This is a genomic window from Gymnodinialimonas sp. 57CJ19, assembly GCF_038396845.1.
In the GTDB taxonomy this organism is placed as follows: Bacteria; Pseudomonadota; Alphaproteobacteria; order Rhodobacterales; family Rhodobacteraceae; genus Gymnodinialimonas.
In genome coordinates this window covers 3,442,819-3,460,429 of the sequence record NZ_CP151587.1, presented here as the reverse complement: position 1 = coordinate 3,460,429, position 17,611 = coordinate 3,442,819, and the positions used below count along the sequence as shown (strand labels likewise).

At 60.8% G+C, this 17,611-nt stretch carries 16 protein-coding genes; 9 read left to right on the top strand and 7 right to left on the bottom strand.

What is annotated here, in order from left to right; all coding sequences use genetic code 11:
- Window positions 1-297: 297 nt before the first annotated feature.
- The 4 genes from AADW23_RS16855 to AADW23_RS16840 all read right to left on the bottom strand — a co-directional run bounded on the left by AADW23_RS16855 (window position 298) and on the right by AADW23_RS16840 (window position 5,645).
- Window positions 298-1,170 carry a DmsC/YnfH family molybdoenzyme membrane anchor subunit gene (locus AADW23_RS16855; RefSeq protein ID WP_341862105.1) on the bottom strand — a complete coding sequence of 291 codons (873 nt, stop codon included), beginning with the start codon at window positions 1,168-1,170 and terminating at the stop codon, window positions 298-300.
- Window positions 1,171-1,173: 3 nt separating this feature from the next.
- Window positions 1,174-1,938: a 4Fe-4S dicluster domain-containing protein gene (locus tag AADW23_RS16850; protein ID WP_341862104.1), complete on the bottom strand. Its 765-nt coding sequence runs from the start codon at window positions 1,936-1,938 to the stop codon at window positions 1,174-1,176.
- 97 nt (window positions 1,939-2,035) lie between these two features.
- Complete coding sequence (locus AADW23_RS16845; RefSeq protein ID WP_341862103.1) at window positions 2,036-4,840, bottom strand: molybdopterin oxidoreductase family protein; 2,805 nt, start codon at window positions 4,838-4,840, stop codon at window positions 2,036-2,038.
- Window positions 4,841-4,982: 142 nt separating this feature from the next.
- Window positions 4,983-5,645 carry a helix-turn-helix domain-containing protein gene (locus AADW23_RS16840; protein ID WP_341862102.1) on the bottom strand — a complete coding sequence of 221 codons (663 nt, stop codon included), beginning with the start codon at window positions 5,643-5,645 and terminating at the stop codon, window positions 4,983-4,985.
- A gap of 95 nt (window positions 5,646-5,740) precedes the next feature.
- On the opposite strand from AADW23_RS16840, the gene AADW23_RS16835 reads away from it, so the two are divergent.
- From AADW23_RS16835 to AADW23_RS16810, 6 genes are all read left to right on the top strand, one after another.
- Window positions 5,741-7,054 carry an aromatic ring-hydroxylating dioxygenase subunit alpha gene (locus AADW23_RS16835; protein ID WP_341862101.1) on the top strand — a complete coding sequence of 438 codons (1,314 nt, stop codon included), beginning with the start codon at window positions 5,741-5,743 and terminating at the stop codon, window positions 7,052-7,054.
- On the top strand, window positions 7,036-8,421 hold the full coding sequence (locus tag AADW23_RS16830; RefSeq protein WP_341862100.1) for a glutamine synthetase family protein: 1,386 nt from the start codon (window positions 7,036-7,038) through the stop codon (window positions 8,419-8,421). Before AADW23_RS16835 ends, AADW23_RS16830 begins: the two co-directional genes overlap by 19 nt.
- 102 nt (window positions 8,422-8,523) lie before the next feature.
- Window positions 8,524-9,066, top strand: coding sequence for a 3-hydroxyanthranilate 3,4-dioxygenase (locus AADW23_RS16825; RefSeq protein ID WP_341862099.1), 543 nt, complete (start codon window positions 8,524-8,526; stop codon window positions 9,064-9,066).
- Between the two features lie 148 nt (window positions 9,067-9,214).
- Entirely contained in the window at window positions 9,215-10,198 is a 984-nt protein-coding gene (locus tag AADW23_RS16820; RefSeq protein WP_341862098.1) for a TRAP transporter substrate-binding protein, read from the top strand.
- A 75-nt stretch (window positions 10,199-10,273) separates the two neighbouring features.
- Entirely contained in the window at window positions 10,274-10,822 is a 549-nt protein-coding gene (locus AADW23_RS16815) for a TRAP transporter small permease subunit (protein WP_341862097.1), read from the top strand.
- Window positions 10,819-12,081, top strand: coding sequence for a TRAP transporter large permease (locus tag AADW23_RS16810; RefSeq protein WP_341862096.1), 1,263 nt, complete (start codon window positions 10,819-10,821; stop codon window positions 12,079-12,081). Before AADW23_RS16815 ends, AADW23_RS16810 begins: the two co-directional genes overlap by 4 nt.
- Before the next feature lie 148 nt (window positions 12,082-12,229).
- Here AADW23_RS16810 and AADW23_RS16805 read toward each other — a convergent pair whose 3' ends face one another.
- Both AADW23_RS16805 and AADW23_RS16800 read right to left on the bottom strand, forming a co-directional pair.
- The gene (locus AADW23_RS16805; RefSeq protein WP_341862095.1) at window positions 12,230-12,991 is read right to left on the bottom strand and encodes an aspartate dehydrogenase; all 762 of its coding nucleotides are present in this window, start codon (window positions 12,989-12,991) and stop codon (window positions 12,230-12,232) included.
- Between the two features lie 290 nt (window positions 12,992-13,281).
- Complete coding sequence (locus AADW23_RS16800) at window positions 13,282-13,638, bottom strand: DUF6455 family protein (protein ID WP_341862094.1); 357 nt, start codon at window positions 13,636-13,638, stop codon at window positions 13,282-13,284.
- Between the two features lie 248 nt (window positions 13,639-13,886).
- Here AADW23_RS16800 and AADW23_RS16795 point away from each other — a divergent pair, with 248 nt between their 5' ends.
- The gene (locus tag AADW23_RS16795; RefSeq protein ID WP_341862093.1) at window positions 13,887-14,975 is read left to right on the top strand and encodes a fatty acid desaturase family protein; all 1,089 of its coding nucleotides are present in this window, start codon (window positions 13,887-13,889) and stop codon (window positions 14,973-14,975) included.
- 29 nt (window positions 14,976-15,004) lie between these two features.
- Entirely contained in the window at window positions 15,005-15,727 is a 723-nt protein-coding gene (locus AADW23_RS16790; RefSeq protein WP_341862092.1) for an oxidoreductase, read from the top strand.
- Here the strand turns inward: AADW23_RS16790 and AADW23_RS16785 are convergent.
- Entirely contained in the window at window positions 15,724-16,746 is a 1,023-nt protein-coding gene (locus tag AADW23_RS16785; protein WP_341862091.1) for a LacI family DNA-binding transcriptional regulator, read from the bottom strand. The two genes, AADW23_RS16790 and AADW23_RS16785, sit on opposite strands and share 4 nt — an antisense overlap.
- A gap of 150 nt (window positions 16,747-16,896) precedes the next feature.
- Here AADW23_RS16785 and AADW23_RS16780 point away from each other — a divergent pair, with 150 nt between their 5' ends.
- A complete protein-coding gene (locus tag AADW23_RS16780; RefSeq protein WP_341862090.1) occupies window positions 16,897-17,604 on the top strand; it encodes an SDR family oxidoreductase in 708 nt (235 codons plus the stop codon).
- The last annotated feature ends 7 nt before the right edge of the window (window positions 17,605-17,611 follow it).

Genomic DNA, 17,611 nt, shown 5'->3' with positions numbered 1-17,611 from the left:
GTCGTATGCAATCGCATACCACTCGAGGCGAGCAGAGGCAATTTGTAATCGTTTCAATGCACTATACGGATGCGATCCTGAGAGAGGCCGGATGGCATTACCTATTTTTGGGCCAAAGTGCGTGTCAAAATGACGGCAGCGAAACGCTCTTGGCCGCAACAACCGCTGGCGCTTTGCGATTTCGCCACGCGGGGAGCCGGCATGCCTCCGTCAATGGAGAGTCGCCCGCGAGCGTCTGTTCCGGTCTTGACGCCAACCTAAGAAGCGCGGGCGATCTCAGAACCGTCGGCGCGCGTCCTACCGCATTCCGTAGTACAGCCCCACCACGTGCTCGGCCTGCGCAAAGAACAGCCAGCGTGCGGTCGCCACGCCCGACACATGGCTGAGCACAGCGACAAGGGCGAGGACGTGCCCGAAGGGCAGGAGGAGCAGTATGATCGGCACCACAAAGGCCAGCGCAAACGCGATGATGCGTAGCTTTTGCGCGTGCTTGCGGCCCACGACGTGGATGAACTCGCGCATCAGGTAGTTGGTGCCGGTATGGGGCGGCTCGAACGCGCGCACTGCGCCGATGGAGCCCAGGCCCGTGGCGGTCTCCATCGTGGTGCCCGAGCGGGCAAAGGCGCTATCGCCGATGACCCATGTGGCCAGGGTGATGCCCCCCGACAGGGTCAGCAAAACGATCGCAAACGAGACTTGCCCCGAAAGAAGTGCGCCGCCGGCAAGGGAAAGCGTCAGGAATTTCGCCGGCGTCCAGGGGATGTGCCAGCGCGGCACCGATTTCATCTGGGTGTAGATCATCGACGTGGTGTAGACCGTCGCAAGGCTCAAGAACGCGCCGATCCAGCCGATGGGGGCCCATGCGGTATCGGCAAAGACCAGCCCCGCACCGTAAATTGCCATGACGATCAGCGCCGCAATAGCGCAGATGCCTTCCCGAGACAGCCAGCTGCTGCGCCATTGGCTGAGCGCCTTCCAGGCCCGTTCCGGGTGGCCCAGGTGGAAGGTGGAGGCCAATAGCCCGCCGACCGCCAGGACATAGGCGATGGCGAAGAATATGAAGGCAAAAAGACCCGTGACCGAGGGCATGCCAAGGCCCAGGAAGAACAGGAGGCCAAAGCCAAGGCCCGAAAGCGTGGTGAAGATGATGACTGAGGGGGCTGGGTGCATGGCTCAGATCCTCTCGAGCGCTTTGTCGAGCCAGCCGATAAACCCGCCGGGGTTCTCGGCCACGGGCTCCAGATAGGGGGCGAGCACGTCGAATTCGGGGAGATCATCCTTGGGACGCGGCGGCAGATATTGGTTCACGGGTTTGGTGCCCTGTTCAGGCATCAGGTCGATTCCGCCACGCTCTGCCACCAGCTGGCTCACGGCGCTGTCGGGATCGCCCAGATCGCCGAAATGACGTGCGCCCGCGGGGCAGGTGCGCACACACGAGGGGGTACGGTCGATCTCGGGGAGGTTCTCGTTATAGATGCGGTCGACGCAAAGGGTGCATTTCTTCATCACGCCTTCATCCTGATCCATCTCGCGTGCGCCGTAAGGGCAGGCCCAGGCGCAAAGGCCGCAGCCGATGCAATCGCTCTCGTTCACCAGGACGATGCCGTCCTCCTCGCGCTTGTAGGAGGCGCCGGTGGGGCAGACGGTGACGCAGGGGGCGTCCTCGCAATGCAGGCAGGATTTGGGGAAGTGAATGGTTTGCGCCGCGGGGTGCGGTTTGGTTGAGGTGGCCAGAGGCTGCACTTGATAAGAGTGCACACGGTTCAGGAAGGTGCCGGTGGGATCGGCGCCGTAAGCGTCCTGATCACTAAGGGGCGCGCCGTAGTTTTCCGTGTTCCAACCTTTGCAGGAAATCACACAGGCATGGCAGCCGACGCAGGTATCGAGGTCGATGACGAGGCCGAGTTTCTTGGCGGGGGGAGGGGGCAATTGTGTCATGCGCTGGCTCTCTTTGCTGGCGTTGGAGCGAGGGGCCAGCCCCTCGCGCTCCCCGGAGGTGTATGGCCAAGATGAAGGAGCGGGCGCGCGGGGCCGGTCATTCGCCCACCTTCCATGCGAGGGTTTTGGGGCCTTTGCCGACGGGGGATTTGATCGGCGGCAGGACGGGTCTGGATTCGGTTTGGGCGGGAGCCTTTTCGATGCGGACTTTGAGGTCGAACCAAGCGGCCTGTCCGGTGATCGGGTCTGAATTGGTCCAGCGCAGGCCGTCGCCTTTGGGGGGGAGGAGTTCGTGGATCAGGTGGTTCAGAAGGAAGCCTTTGGTGGCCTCGGGCGCGTTTTCATCCAGCGCCCAAGCGCCTTTGCGTTTGCCGATCGCGTTCCACGTCCAGACGGTATTCTCATTCAGCGCCGCCATTTCCAACACGGGGACGATGATTTCGCCGTGGGGGGAGGTGACGCGCGCCCAGTCGCCATCTTGCAGATCGTTGGCACGCATCAGGTTGGTGGGCATGTAGAGCGGGTTATGCCCGTGGAGTTGGCGCAGCCATGCGTTTTGCGAACCCCAGGAGTGGTACATCGCCATCGGGCGCTGGGTGAGCGCGGTGATGGGATATGCGTCACCGAGGTTTGCGGGGGCCGGGTCGGACCAGAAGGGGAGGGGGTCCATGTTTTCGGCCACGCGGGCGCGCAGGTGTTCGGGCGGCTGGATGTCACCATGGCCTTCCGCGGCGCGGCGGAACTTTTGCATCGGCTCCACATAGAGCGAGAAAATATAGGGCTGGGGCGTGTCGTAGAGACCCATTTCGACGGCCCAATCCTGATACTTGGCGTTCCAAGGCTTCATGTATTGGGCCCCGTCGGGGACGTGGCTGACGAAAAAGCCGCCATTCTCGATATATTGGTTCAGCTGATCCGGGTTCGCCTCGCCACGGCCATGTTGATTGCCATCTTCGCCGCGCCAACCGGCCAAGGGGCCGATACCGGGGCGGCGGATGTGGTTGGTGATGTAGTCGCCGTAGTCGGCGTATTTCTGGGAGCCGTCTTCGTTGACGAAACCCGGCAAGCCGAGGCGTGCGCCCAAATCACACAGCGCGGATTGGAAGCCTTTGACGTTGCGGTCAGGCTCTACCACCGGCCAGCGGATCGCATCGGCCAGCCCGTCGGCCTCGCAAATCGGGCGGTCCAGCAGCGAGATGCAATCGTGGCGTTCCAGATACGTCGTATCGGGCAGGATCAGGTCGGCATAGGCGACCATCTCGGAGCTGTAGGCATCGGAATAAATGATGTGAGGGATGACGTATTCGCCGGTTTCCGCATCCTTGTCGGTCAGCATCTGCATCACGCCGCCGGTGTTCATCGACGAGTTCCACGACATGTTGGCCATGTACATGAATAATGTGTCGATCTTGTAGGGATCGCCCGCGTGGGCGTTGGAGATCACCATATGCATCAACCCGTGGGCCGACATCGGGTTTTCCCACGTATAGGCCTTGTCGATGCGGGCGGCAGAGCCGTCCTCGCGCAGGGCCAGATCCTCGGGGCCGTGGACGAAGCCCAGATGCGGACCATCCAGCGGTGCGCCGGGGGTGACTTTGCAGTGCGGCTTGGGGTGGATCTTGGAGGGCTTGGGGTAGGGGGGCTTGAAGCGGAAGCCGCCGGGCGCCTCAACCGTGCCAAGCAGGATTTGCAGCACATGCAGGGCGCGACAGGTCTGAAAGCCGTTGGCGTGGGCGGAAATCCCGCGCATGGAGTGCATGGCGACGGGGCGCGCTGTCATGCTTTTGTGGGTTTCGCCGCGGAAATCAGTCCACTCGATGGGCAGCTCGAAGCTTTCCTCGAACGCCACGCGGGCCAACTCGGCCGCGATGGCGCGGATACGAGAAGCCTCGATCCCGGTGCGCTCGGCCACTGCCTCGGGCGCGTATTCGTCGGACATATAACGCTCTGCCATGAGGTGCAGGACGGGCTTGTGGCCTTCGTAGGTGGCAGAGAGGTCGGGCTGGACGCCTTTCTGGTCGAACGCGGCGGGCTTGCCGGTCTTGCGGTCGATTACCAGCTCTTTGCCATCGCCGTCACGCAGGAGCATTCCGGTTTCCGCGTCCACCAGAACGGGGGCATTGGTGAAACGGGCGAGGTAATCGAGGTCGATCTTGCCGGCCTTCATCAGGCAATGCACCAGCGCCAGAATGAACAGGCCATCGGTGCCCGGTGTGATGCCAACCCATTCATCGGCAACGGCATTATAGCCGGAACGAATGGGGTTAACGCCGATAACCTTTGCACCACGGGCCTTGATCTTGCCCAGGCCCATCTTGATCGGGTTGCTGTCGTGATCCTCGGCCACGCCGAACAGCAGGAACAGTTTGGTGTGGTCCCAGTCGGGCTGGCCGAATTCCCAGAACGCGCCGCCCATGGTGTAGATTCCAGCGGCCGCCATATTGACGGAGCAAAATCCGCCGTGAGCTGCGTAATTGGGCGTGCCAAAGTTCTGCGCCCAGAAACTTGTAAAAGATTGTGACTGATCGCGGCCCGTGAAAAAGGCCAACTTTTCGGGGGCTTCCTCGCGGATCGGGCGCAGCCAGCCTTCGGCGATGCCGTAGGCTTCTTCCCAAGAAATCTCCTCGAACTCACCGGAGCCGCGGGGGCCGACCCGTTTCAGGGGCGCTTTCAGGCGGGAAGGGGCGTTGACCTGCATGATGCCCGCGCTGCCCTTGGCGCAGAGCACGCCTTTGTTGACCGGGTGATCGCGGTTACCCTCGATATAGGCCACTTTCTTTGTGCCATCGGAGCCTTCCTTCATGTGGACGTTAATCCCGCAACGGCAGGCGCACATATAGCAGGTGGTTTTGCGGATCTCGTCCGAGACTTTGGGGGACAGGTTCAGGTCGGGTTGTGCCATGTGTGTGTCCCTTTGCAAGTCATTGGTTCGTCGACTTAGTCGAGCATCTGCATTGCGCACCATATGGCCAAAGATTGTGGGTCGTAGGGCCAGAATGCTTCAGGTATTGAGACTTAAGGTCTCAACTTGGTTGCTATACTTATTATTCCGCAGAGGCAATCAACTGCAAGCCCGCGACATCCCGAAGCTCAGCCGCTGCCATTTGAAGTCCCGCTAGGGCACTTTCTAACCGGGTTTCAAGGTTTGGCAATGCCAGCGGGAAGGTTGATCCTACCGCGGCGATCGGCGCATCGGGCGGGCCGACGGGTACGGCAAAGCCGCAGACCCCCGTTTCGTAGGCGCCGCGCAAGATCTGAAAAGGCTCCGCACTTGTCAAAAGGACGCGCCCGATCGCCGTTGTTTCCAACGGCACGGCAGAGCCAACGGTCAGTCCAAGGGACACACGCGCACCGGGGCGGGCGGAATGGGCGACGTAAAGCGCCTGGTTTCTATCGCGCACAGCAAGGCTGATTTCACCGCCCAGACTTTCGGCGTGGGCGTTCAAAATTGGCTGCACCGCGCGGCCAAAGCCTCCGGCCCGAAGGAACTGCCCCGCTGGGCGCAGAACACGGGCCGACAGCGCGAAGGCGCGACCTTGCTGAACGATCCATCCGGCCTCCACGAATGTAAGCGTCAGGCGGCGGGCCGTGGATCGGTCGAGGCCAGCGCGTTCAGCGATTTCCACAAGGGTGAGGGAGGCCGCGCCGTCAAACGCATCCAAGATGCTGAGTCCCTTGAGAAGCGTTGTGGAAAGCGTTTTGGACATGGGGCACCCGATGTTGACAGCCTAGCTCTACCAAGAATAACATTGGGATGTCAACTTTTGTGCGATAATCGCACTTTGCTGAGGAGCACGCCCCCATGATGAGCCAGGAAATGAACGATCAGATCACCCGCGTCGGGCCCGGCGCCCCGGCGGGGAAGGTGCTGCGGCAATACTGGCAACCGGCGGCGTTGGTTGATGAGTTGATGGGCGTGCGTCCCGTGGTTCCAGTAAAGCTACTGGGCGAGGAGCTGGTGCTGTTTCGCGATGAGACCGGCAATCTGGGCCTGATCGGGCGGCATTGTCCGCACCGCGGCGCGGATCTGGCTTATGGCCGATTGGAGGACAACGGGTTGCGTTGCCCGTTCCACGGTTGGCACTTCGATTGCTCGGGGCAATGCGTTGAACAACCCGGAGAGCCCGAGGGCTCGCGGATGCACGAAAAGATCAAGGCGGTGTCGTATCCGGTGCGCGAGGTGAACGGGATCATCTGGGCCTTCATGGGAGAAGGCACCCCGCCCCCATTTGCGGAATTCGACTGTTTCCGCGCCCCGGACACCCATGTTTTTGCCTTCAAGGGTCTGTGGGAATGTAACTGGCTTCAAGCGATGGAGGTCGGCATCGACCCCGCTCATGCCAGTTTCCTGCACCGCTTCTTGCAAGACGAAGACCCCGCCGACAGCTACGGCAAGCAATTCCGGGATAAAGCCGGCAACACCGAAATCCCGATGACCAAACTGCTACGTGATTACCCGCGGCCTGAAATCACCGTGGATGAAACCGACTATGGCCTGAAGCTGACCGCCCTGCGCCATCTGGACGATGGCCGGACCCATGTGCGCGTCACCAACCAGATTTTCCCCCAAGCCATCTGCATCCCCATGAGCCGCGAGATGACGATCACCCAATGGCACGTCCCCGTCGATGATGAGACGTGCTACTGGTTCTCCATGTTCACCAGTTTCGGCGCGCCCGTGGACAAGGCGAAAATGCGCGATCAGCGCCTGGAGGAACACCGTCTGCCCGATTACGCCCCCTTGAAGAACGCCCGCAACAACTACGGCTATGATGTCGCGGAGCAAGGCAAGCTGACCTATACCGGCATGGGCCTGGATATTAACGTCCACGACCAATGGGCGGTGGAATCCATGGGGCGTATTCAGGATCGGCGCGAAGAACACCTTGGCAAAACCGACGTGGGTATCATTAAATACCGCCGCATGCTGCGCGCCGCGATTGCTGCGCTGGCGGCCGGAGAGGGGGAGAGCTTGAAGATGCAAGGTGATGACACTCAGGCCATCCGAGGTCCGCTTTCCAACGATGCCATTGCGCCCGATGACAATTGGGTCGCCGCCAGCGAGGCGGCTGATCTGGAGCGGCGCGGCCAATGCGAATGGGATGCAAGCGTTTGACGCCCCGCGATATTCTGGAGCTGGTAGAGGCGGAGGGGATCGAGACGATCCGTGCCGTCTTCACCGACCCCCACGGTATTCTGCGCGGCAAGGTTATGACGGCTTCGGCCCTGCCGGGGGCGCTGAAAAACGGCATTCGGGTGCCCTCGACCCTGCTGTTGAAAGACCTGTCGCACCGTACGGTCTTCCCGATCTGGGCCGCAGATGGCGCTCCGATGCAGGGCGCGTCCGATGTGCTGTTGCGCCTTGATCCCGCCAGCTTCCGGCAATTGCCCCACGCGCCCCATTCGGCGTTGATCCACTGCGATGTCACCGCCCTTGATGGCGCCCCGATCCCCTATGCATCGCGCACCCTGTTACACCGCTGCGAGGAGGCCTTGGCCGAGGAGGGGTTGCGCGCCACCTTTGGGTTGGAGATCGAATTTCAGGTCTTCCGCATCACCGATCCGCGTCTAGCGCCGCAGCACGCGACCATGCCCGGCACGCCGCCGCAGGTGGAAAACACCACCCAGGGCTATCAATACCTGACCGAGACGCGCTACGCAGAAGTAGAGCCGATGCTCGATCAACTGCGCCGCGCGGCGGAAGGGATGGGGATGGATGTCCGCACGGTCGAAATCGAGATGGGCCCCTCGCAGTACGAGCTGACCTTTGCCCCCGACAGCCCCAGCCAAACCGCTGAAATGGCAGTGAACTTCCGGACGCTCGCGAAAGAGATTTGCGCCCGCGACGGATTGCTGGCCAGCTTCATGGCGAAACCCGCGCTGCCCAATGCCGTGGCAAACGGCTGGCATATTCACCAAAGCGTCACGGATGCCACCGGACGCAATGTCTTCACCACCGACGGTCCCGGCCTCAGCGATGCCGCTGCCCATTGGACCGCCGGTCTGTTGCACCACGCCCGCGCCTGTTGCCTGCTGACGAACCCGACGGTGAACAGCTACAAACGCTTCGTGCCACATCAACTGGCCCCGAACCGGATCGGATGGGCCCATGACAATCGCGGTGCAATGGTGCGCGCCATCACCGCGCCCAACGACCCCGCCAGCCGGGTCGAGAACCGCTTGCCCGACAGCTCCACCAACCCCTATTTCGCCTTTGCCGCGCAGCTTCTGTCCGGCCTTTCCGGCCTGAGAGGCCACCTTCAGCCGCCTGCAGCGCTAGAAGATCCCTATGGTCACGGCGCGCCGGAACTGCCGACGAACCTTGGGGCCGCGATTGAGGCTTTTGCGGCCTCGGACGCGTTGCGCGAAACACTATCGCCGGAGGTGGCCGACTGGTTGCTGACCTTGAAACGTGCGGAGTGGGAGCGATACCTTTCCCACATCTCCGATTGGGAACAGGCCGAGTATTTCGGCACGCTTTAGGCAGGGGGTATAGGTATTTCGGATATCAGGATCGGCAATCCATGCTTGCGGTTACGGCGAGCTCGGGCATTCTGATCTGTGGACACACTCAGGAGAAACCATATGGGCCGGCTCAGCGCGTTCAACTTCAAGGCATGGATCGACGAACACCGCCACCTTCTTAAACCGCCCGTCGGCAACAAGATGATTTTTGAGGACGCCGACCTGATGGTGACCGTCGTGGGCGGTCCCAACAAGCGGACCGATTACCACGACGACCCCGTGGAGGAGTTCTTCTATCAGTTGGAGGGCGACATGGTCTTGAAGCTCTTTGATGGTGAAGAGTTCTACGACGTGCCGATCCGCGAGGGCGAGATTTTCCTGTTGCCACCCCATGTGCGCCACTCCCCCCAACGTCCGCAAGAGGGCAGCGTTGGGCTGGTGATTGAACCCAAGCGCCCCGAAGGCGCGATAGATGCGATCGAGTGGTACTGCTTTGAATGCGGCAATCTGGTGCATCGCTCGGAAATGCACCTGACCTCGATCGTAGATGATCTGCCGCCCGTCTACGCGGCGTTCTATGCCTCGGAGGAGGCGCGAACCTGCGGGTCCTGCGGTGCGCTTCATCCCGGAAAAGAGCCGCCCGAAGGCTGGGTCACGTTGTAAGCCCGAGAATGCTTTAGGCTTAAAATATATTGCGCGATGCAGGGTTATGCGGCAGGGTGACGGAAAGACCACGGCAGTTTGACCTTCAGACGAGACCGTAAAATGCGCTCGGGCCAATGAAGCCACGGGCATCAACAAGGAGAGAAACATGAATAAACTCAACGCACTGATGGCCTCTGCTGCCATTGCAATGACAGGTTTCGGGACAGGCGAGGCCTTGGCCGACGAATTCCGCCTTGGCCTGATCACACCGCCCACCCACGTGTGGACGCTGGCCGCCGAAGACTTTGGCGCGGCGCTTGCCGAAGCGTCAGACAACGCCCACAGCGTCACGGTTTTCCCCGCCCGCCAGTTGGGCAACGAGGCCGAGATGCTGCAACAATTGCAGACCGGCGCGTTGGACATGGCGTTCATGACAGTCGCAGAGGTTTCCAACCGGGCGGTTGAGTTTGGCGCGTTCTACACGCCCTATCTGGCCACCGATATTGAACATGCGGCAGCACTCCTGCGCTCTGATACGGCGACAGCGATGCTCGATACATTGCCCGGCACCGTGGGTGTTGTTGGCCTTGGCTTTGGCAGCGCCGGCATGCGCCAGATCCTGACGAACGGCGGCGTTACCGATGCAGCGGGTCTGGACGGCCAAAAGATCCGTATCACGCCGTTCCAGGCCAACCTGGACTTCTACAACGCCATTGGCGCGGCCCCCACGCCCATGCCTTTGCCCGCCGTGTTTGACGCGCTGGCCAACGGTCAGGTTGACGGGATCGACATGGACGCCGAGCTGATCTGGGCGCTCAACTACTACGAGCACGCCGATACGATGATCGAAACCAACCACATGATGTTCCCGATGGTCGCCTTGGTCTCGGGCCGCGTGTGGGCCGGTCTCTCCGAAGAAGATCACGCGATGATCGCCGAGTTGATGGGCGCCGCCGTGGACAGCACCCTCGACACTTACGTCGAGCGTGACGGCCCGTGGCTGGAGCAGATCCGCGGCACAGGCATCACCTATATTGAGGCCGGTCCAGAGTTCTTTGGTGACGCGATTGCTGAATGGAACGGCATCTGGGAAGAACGCGCCGGTGAGGCACTTGCCAACCTGCGTGCAGCGGCCGCTGAACTGGAATAATCCAGTAATATCAAAAGACTGAACGGCGCGCGGGTGCATATTCCGCGCGCCTTCCTTTACCTTGGGGGCGCTGTGATGTTGCACAAGATATCCGTCAAATGGGCGCAGGTGGAGATGACCGCCTCGGCCGTTCTGGCCGTCGGCGTGACGCTGCTGATCTTGCTGAACGTTGTGACCCGAAGCACAAACAACGCCTTGTTCTGGGTGGATGAGGCTGCGATCTACACGATGGTTTGGATGACCTTCCTTGGCGCCTCCGCGGCCATCCATTACCGCCAACAAGTCGCCATTACGATCGTGACCGATTTGCTGCCCTCAAGCTTGCAACGGGGCGCCGCGAAGCTGGTGGATTTGGCGATATTCGTCTTCGCCTGTGCGATGCTCTACTTCTGTTGGCGCTGGTATTTGCCGCTGGACATCGCGGGCATGGGCTTTGATGCGATGGCCTTCCAAGGTGCTACTTTCAACTTCATATACGCCGAGCCGACATCGACAATCGGCATCCCGAAATGGATCATTTGGCTGGTTATGCCGCTGTTTTCATTGGGTATTTTTATTCACGCTTTGGCTCATCTGCTGGATTTTTCCGCGCCTGAAGCCGAGCAAACGGCGGTTTCCACATGACCCCGATTGTCTTCTTCGTAAAGCTCTTGCTGGCTGTCCCCGTTGCCATTGTCCTTTCGTTAACCGCGATCTGGTACATCTGGGAAAGCGACAACACGATCCTTTATGAAAGCTTCGCGCAGCGTATGTTCTCGGGGATCGAAAGCTATGGTTTGCTGGCGATCCCGCTGTTCATGCTGACCGGAGAGCTGATGAATGAAGGTGGCATGACGCGCCGCCTAATCAACGCGGCCCGGGTATTTGTGGGCGGCTTCCGTGGCGGGTTGGCCTATATCAACCTGCTTGCCAATATGTTCATGGCGGCCATCGTTGGGTCAGCGGCGGCGCAGATTGCGGTCATGTCCCGCGCCATGGTCCCTGCAATGGAGAAGGAAGGCTATGACCGAGGGTTCGCCGCCGCCACTACGGCGGCGGGTGGCCTTCTGGCGCCGGTGATCCCGCCGTCGATGCTGTTCGTGATCTACGGCGTTCTGGCGCAAATTCCCATTGGCGATATGTTCCTTGCGGGCATCATCCCGGGCCTGATCCTGTCGGTTTGCTTTGCAATGGTCATCGCGTTGATTGGCCTTTGGCAGCAGTTCCCAAAAGGTGAATGGTTAACAGCACGCGAGGCGATCCGCGCATTAACCTATGCACTGCCCGCGATGCTGATCCCGGCGGCAATTATCGGCGGCATCATTGGCGGCATCGCAACCCCCACGGAATCTGCCGCCGTCGCCTCGGTGGTGGCATTTTTGCTAGGTTGGCTGCTGTACCGAGAGTTGAAGCCCGAAAAGCTGTTTGAAATGTTCAAGCGCACGGCGCTGAATGCCTCTCTCATCATTTTCATGATCGCGGCGGCGAACGTCTTTGGCTGGGTCATTATCTACGAGGCGCTGCCCCAGCGCTTGGCCGAGTTCATCACCACGATCACTGAGAACCCGTTCTTGTTTCTGTTGATCGTTAACCTTGTGTTGCTGTTCGTGGGCATGCTGATTGATGGCATCGCCGCGATCATCCTGGTGACGCCGATCCTGCTGCCGATTGCGATCGAAAGTTACGGGATCAGCCCGTATCAGTTTGGCGTTGTGATCTCGCTCAACCTTGTTCTGGGTCTACTGACGCCGCCCGTGGGCGTCGGCCTCTACATCGCCAGCGCGATGTCGGAAACGCCGACGGGTCGCATCCTCAAGGCGCTCTGGCCGTTCCTGTTGGCTGTTACCGTGGTGCTGATACTGCTCAGTTATTTCCCCGCCCTGTCCACCGCGTTGATTGACTGAACGCGCGCCTAATTCGCTACAGTTCCGGCTTGGAGAGCGTCCAAAAATACCATCGCGGCGGGGGCGGGCGGGCGTCCCCGCCACCGCCAACAGGGGCTGGTTCAGGATGCTGACGGACCCCTCAAAGTGGGTGGAATTGCTTGCGATGTCATAAGAACCTGACGCAGGCCGAGGCCTGTTGCAGGGCGGAAACCGCCGACATCGCCGCCAAGGCCGAGGATCTTGGATTGTCCGGCAGGCTGTTGCCCGTGATGGTGAATTGCGCCTGCCCAAAAGCGCCGATAGCATTAATTTCGTGCGTGTTTCCCTTGGCGTTGGGGTCCGCAATCAGGGCCACCTCTGTCGCATCAAACCCCATGCCCGCAAGGGCGACGGCGGCGGCGACGTTGGCGTTTTTAGGATACTGCAGGGCGGCGTCGCGGGCGGAGCCTTCAAAGTGGATAGCGGCATCGGTGACAGTGTCGAGGTCCAGGACCTCCTCTGCCTTCGACCCTCGCCATCCGGCGGGCGGCTTGCGTCCGGTGTAGGTGACCTTGGTTAACCCGCCGACACGAGCGGCACGCAGGGCATCCAATGCGCCGATGGCTCCGCTGGCCAGGTGCAGCGTGGCTTGGCCTGCCTCGGCGGCTTGGGTAAGCGCCGTGGCCAGCGCGTCATCGGCCAAGGCGCCAAGGGACAGGGTCAGCACGTCGATGCCGCGGGAAAGCGCTTTCGGCCCATGGGCGGCCAACCCCTCGTGGCCTGCACAGTCGATTAGAAGGTCTACGGGCGGCAAGTCCGACACGTCCGTGACTGCGCCCTGCTGCGGTTTGCGCAGTACGCGCGAGACCAGCGTCACCCCGGGTGTGGCCGCTATGTGCGTGGTGATATATCCGGCAATCGCGCCTTTTCCGATTACAGCCACTCGCATCTCTTATTTCCTTATTAGGTATATCAAAACCGTATCATCAAAAAGATGAGCTACTCGGATACGTTATACCCACTTTGCCTTGATGCGATTTCGGAATTCAAGCGCTTCGTGGTTACTTCCCGCAACATGTGAGCCAATATTACTCACGGTATTGGGGCCTCGCCCGTGGATCGCCGCGCGACCATTCGCCAGCGGGGAGGGGGTGTTGGGCCCAGGAAGCGGTCGCGTCCGCGCCCCAGTGTTGGAACTGACCGAGGTGAATAAGGCCGCGATACGCGCAGCGCGCGCTTTCAGCGAGAGGTAGACTTGACCGCCTTGGCCGGCGCAAAGTTATGTCTGTTACGGCAGTGCAAGGGGGTGGCTCGTATCGAGTTGCTGGCCTGCGTCTGCTGATAGCAATCCTCGTGGAGAAAACAGACGTCGCAGTTCTGAACGATCTCGTTAAAGCGCCCAAGGCGGTGTTCATCAAATAGATCCACATCCAGCAAACGCGCCATGGTTTTGGCGATTGCGACACTACGTGCGGTTCGTTCCTCGAACCGGGAGGAATGTTTTGTCGCTACCGAATGGATGCGGTCTCTTTTCGGGGAGACGGTTTCCGTCTGAATTTCGCCGCTGCCTGTCGCAGTTGAGGGGCTTTTGGTCATGATCTGGTGGTGCCTTAGGGTCGAAAAGTAGCTAGCGCTCGATGCATTATATTGAACCTTATTAACTTTCTAGCGATGCCCCAGTGCGTTTCACAGCACAGAAACATTACCGTCGAAAGACCGGCCCATTTCTTAAGTATACAGGTGTGCCGGCCAGTTGGGAATAGGAAGCTGGACGAAAAGTAGTCGTTGTTAATTGACTTGCCGCCGTGCGCCAAACAACGTGCGCCCGTCTGGGAGGATCAGCGATGACACACATTCAAGCACGGGATTATTCGCTAACTGGCACCGAAGGTACCCGGGCCGAGGAACTAGGGTTGGCGTCTGCGCAGTGGTACCATTCCGACGTGCCTCGAAAAGTCATGAAAGGCTTGATGAAGCGCAGCGACGCGCCGGCGACGCGCGATACGGCCCTTTGGCTTGGCCTGATGGCGTTGACAGCCCTGGGTGGTATTTTGACATGGGGAACATGGTGGTGTGTCCCATTTTTTGCCGTCTACGGCGTGCTTTACGGGTCGGCCTGCGATAGCCGATGGCACGAATGTGGGCATGGTACGGCGTTCAAGACCCAGTGGAAAAACGATTGGGTCTACGTCATCGCGAGCTTTATGGTGATGCGGAACCCGGTCGCTTGGCGGTGGAGCCACGCACGCCACCACACCGACACGATTATCGTCGGGCGTGACCCCGAGATTGCCCTGATGCGCCCGCCCGACATCGCCCGGAAGGCCTTGGCGTTCATCGGCTTGCCCGATGTGTTCCAGCACTTCGGTGTTCTTGTGCGGCAAGCGACCGGACAATTGACCGAGGCGGAAGCGATTTACATTCCCGAAAGTGAACTGCCCAAGGTCGCCTTTTGGGCTCGTATTTTCGTGGCAATTCACGCGGTTGCCTTGCTTTGGGCCCTGATTAGCTGGTCTTGGTTGCCCTTAGTTCTAATCGGCGGGCCGCGCATTTACGGCACGTGGCACATGGTGTTGGTCGGGCTGTTGCAGCACGGCGGGCTGGCCGAGGATGTGCTGGATCATCGCCTGAATTCACGCACCGTCTATATGAATCCGGTCAGCCGTTGGTTGTATTGGAACATGAATTACCATGTCGAACATCACATGTTCCCGATGGTTCCCTACCATGCACTGCCCGATCTCCATGCGCTGATCAAAGACGATCTGCCGCCCGCGAACCCGTCCATTCCCCATGCCTATGCAGAGATGCTCGGCGCTTTGTGGCGCCAAAGGACGGAGCCGGGCCATTATGCCCGTCGCGCGCTTCCAGCCGGCGCGCGACCCTACCGAGAGGAGTTGCACGGCGAAGATGCTCTGCCGGAGGTCAGCTAGATGGATGTTAACGGATTGAGGGCGGGTTGATGGCGGAACTGGCGGGGAAAGTGGTGCTTGTCACCGGGGCCGCGCGCGGCATCGGGGCCGCGATCTTTGAGGCTTGTGGTCAGGCCGGGGCCGAGGTCATCGGGGTGGATCGTGACGCGACCCCCGGCGGAATTGTGGCTGACCTCGCCACGCCCGATGCGCCCGGCCAGATATTTGCTCGGGCCGTTGAGAAGGCGGGGCGGGTTGACGGGTTGGTGAATGCTGCGGGCCTGACGACACGCGCCTCATTCACCGATGCCGATGTCGCGCGGTTTGACGCCTTGATCGCCGTGAACCTGCGGGCGCCGTTTTTCCTGATGGCCGAATTGGTGGCCCATCTGCGCGGCAGGGGCGCGGGCGGCTCGGTCGTGAATATCCAGTCGATGAATGCCCATTGCGGCACGCCTGAGCTGGCAGTTTATGCGGCCAGCAAGGGGGGATTGCAGACGCTGACCAAGAACGCAGCCCAGGCCCACATGGCTGATCGCATAAGGGTTAATGGCATTAACCTTGGCTGGGTCGCCACGGAGTCTGAGCAGGCGGTGCATGCGGATAAGGGGGCGGGTTGGCTAGAACAGCAGGCCGCGCAGCAACCCTTGGGACGCCTTGTCACGGCAAAGGAATGCGCAGCGCAAGCGGTGTGGATGCTATCGGACGCGTCGATCCCGATGACCGGCGTGAACATGGATCTGGAGCAATGGATCGCCGGAGCCGCGCCCTAGGACGGGCTTGCCGTGGAAGCTCGGATGACCAATTCAACCGGCAATAGGTCTTCGACCGGCGGGGCAGGGGTGGCGTTGTCCAATCTCTCCAACAGGCGCGTCGCGGCGGTCCGCCCCAGGCGGACCCGATCTTGGCGGATCGTGGTTAATGCGGGCACGTAGTAGGCGGACATATCAATGTCGTCGAACCCCACGACCGAGATGTCCTCTGGCACCCGAAGCCCGCCTGCGCGGAGGCAGGCGATCAGGCCAAAAGCCACCATATCGGCCGCACAAAAGACCGCTGTCGGGCGGTCCTCCATGGCCAAGATCTGACGGGCCGCTTCGTGGCCAGACTCCAATGAAAAGTCGCCTCGGATGATCCAATCCTCTCGCGCGGGTAGGCCAAGACGGGTGCGTTCTTCCAACATGCCTTGGCGGCGCGCGCGGGTCAGAACGTTGCCGCTTGGCCCGGTGACATGGGCAATCTTGCGGTGGCCCAGATCGTGCAAATGCCTGATCGCAAGGCGCGCCCCTTCGGCGTTGTCGGACTGGATGGAGGGGAAAACGTAGCCGTCCACCCACTCACACGCGAAAACGATATTTTGGTCGACCCCCAGGGCAGCGCACGCATCCAAGGTTGCGTGACTTAACCCGCCATCCAGGCAGACGACACCGTCAATTCGCCCGCTGGTGAAGTTCCCGGCAAGTTCCGCATCATGAAGCGGTCTGCTTTCGGTGTCGGCAATCAACACAGCATAGTCACTGCCAGAGAACCCCTTTGAGATGCCTTGCAAGATCTCGGAATAAAACGGTTTTCCCAAGTTCGGGACCAGGATCAGAACGGCGCCGGCCCTGCGCATCCGCAAGTTACGTGCGGCGTGGTTTACGTGATAGCCCGTCGTTCTGACGGCCTCCAACACGGCCTCTCTCGTCGCGTCGGACACAACGCCGGGGTTCGATAGAGCGCGGCTGACCGTGGCGGTGGAAACCTTGGCCGCTGTGGCCACATCTTGGATCGTTGCGTTTTTTGGGGCCATTGATCTCTACCAAAACTGGATTTGTGTCTTGACTCGAATCCGTGAGTAGTTCGAGTATGTAATCGATTTCATTTTCGACAAAGAAGAATCTTTGGAAAGGCTGAGATCGGGAGTGACAGGGAGGTTGGCAGTGCTCTGCCGTGGACACAGATGAGCGTACCAGCGTTTGAAAATGCCCAAGTTCTTGTCGTCGGCGCGAGCCGAGGCGGCATCGGCACGGCCATCGCGCGGGCGTTTCAGGAGGCCGGCGCATCGGTGCAAGTGACCGGGGTCGAGACCGCGCCCGTGCCCGACGAGGGTTTCGCCTACACTCAGCTGGACGTGACCGATACCGAGGCGGTTCGCGCCTTCGCGGCTGGCATCAAAAAGCTGGACGCCTTGGTTAACTGCGCCGCGATCACCAAGCGCGGAGAGGAAATGGACCCGGCGTTCTTCGCTCATGTCCTGGACGTGAACCTGGTCGGATCGCTACGCTGCGCCGAGGCGTTGTACGGGGCGTTAAAGGGCGGAAGCGTCATTAACATTGCGTCCATGTATGCCCGCTTCGGTTCGCCCATGAACCCGGCCTATGGCGCGTCCAAGGCGGGGGTGGAGCAGATGACAAAATCGCTCGCCATCGCATGGGCCGAGGACGACATCCGCGTCAACGCCATCGCCCCCGGTTTCATCGTGACCGAGCAATCAGCGCGGGCGCGCACAGACCCGGAATTCACCGCCCGGATCGAGGCGCGCACGCCGATGAAACGCTGGGGTCAGCCCGAAGATATTGCGGGCGTGGCGCTATTTCTGGCGTCCGACGCGGCGCGGTTCATGACCGGGACAACGATCCCGGTAGATGGAGGATACTCCGTTGCATAAGAGGGGC

Excerpts from the sequence above, each read along its gene's own strand:
- AADW23_RS16855 (WP_341862105.1), bottom strand. The coding sequence starts at position 1,170 with ATGCACCCAGCCCCCTCAGTCATCATCTTCACCACGCTTTCGGGCCTT.
- AADW23_RS16850 (WP_341862104.1), bottom strand. The coding sequence starts at position 1,938 with ATGACACAATTGCCCCCTCCCCCCGCCAAGAAACTCGGCCTCGTCATC.
- AADW23_RS16845 (WP_341862103.1), bottom strand. The coding sequence starts at position 4,840 with ATGGCACAACCCGACCTGAACCTGTCCCCCAAAGTCTCGGACGAGATC.
- AADW23_RS16840 (WP_341862102.1), bottom strand. The coding sequence starts at position 5,645 with ATGTCCAAAACGCTTTCCACAACGCTTCTCAAGGGACTCAGCATCTTG.
- AADW23_RS16835 (WP_341862101.1), top strand. The coding sequence starts at position 5,741 with ATGATGAGCCAGGAAATGAACGATCAGATCACCCGCGTCGGGCCCGGC.
- AADW23_RS16830 (WP_341862100.1), top strand. The coding sequence starts at position 7,036 with ATGGGATGCAAGCGTTTGACGCCCCGCGATATTCTGGAGCTGGTAGAG.
- AADW23_RS16825 (WP_341862099.1), top strand. The coding sequence starts at position 8,524 with ATGGGCCGGCTCAGCGCGTTCAACTTCAAGGCATGGATCGACGAACAC.
- AADW23_RS16820 (WP_341862098.1), top strand. The coding sequence starts at position 9,215 with ATGAATAAACTCAACGCACTGATGGCCTCTGCTGCCATTGCAATGACA.
- AADW23_RS16815 (WP_341862097.1), top strand. The coding sequence starts at position 10,274 with ATGTTGCACAAGATATCCGTCAAATGGGCGCAGGTGGAGATGACCGCC.
- AADW23_RS16810 (WP_341862096.1), top strand. The coding sequence starts at position 10,819 with ATGACCCCGATTGTCTTCTTCGTAAAGCTCTTGCTGGCTGTCCCCGTT.
- AADW23_RS16805 (WP_341862095.1), bottom strand. The coding sequence starts at position 12,991 with ATGCGAGTGGCTGTAATCGGAAAAGGCGCGATTGCCGGATATATCACC.
- AADW23_RS16800 (WP_341862094.1), bottom strand. The coding sequence starts at position 13,638 with ATGACCAAAAGCCCCTCAACTGCGACAGGCAGCGGCGAAATTCAGACG.
- AADW23_RS16795 (WP_341862093.1), top strand. The coding sequence starts at position 13,887 with ATGACACACATTCAAGCACGGGATTATTCGCTAACTGGCACCGAAGGT.
- AADW23_RS16790 (WP_341862092.1), top strand. The coding sequence starts at position 15,005 with ATGGCGGAACTGGCGGGGAAAGTGGTGCTTGTCACCGGGGCCGCGCGC.
- AADW23_RS16785 (WP_341862091.1), bottom strand. The coding sequence starts at position 16,746 with ATGGCCCCAAAAAACGCAACGATCCAAGATGTGGCCACAGCGGCCAAG.
- AADW23_RS16780 (WP_341862090.1), top strand. The coding sequence starts at position 16,897 with ATGAGCGTACCAGCGTTTGAAAATGCCCAAGTTCTTGTCGTCGGCGCG.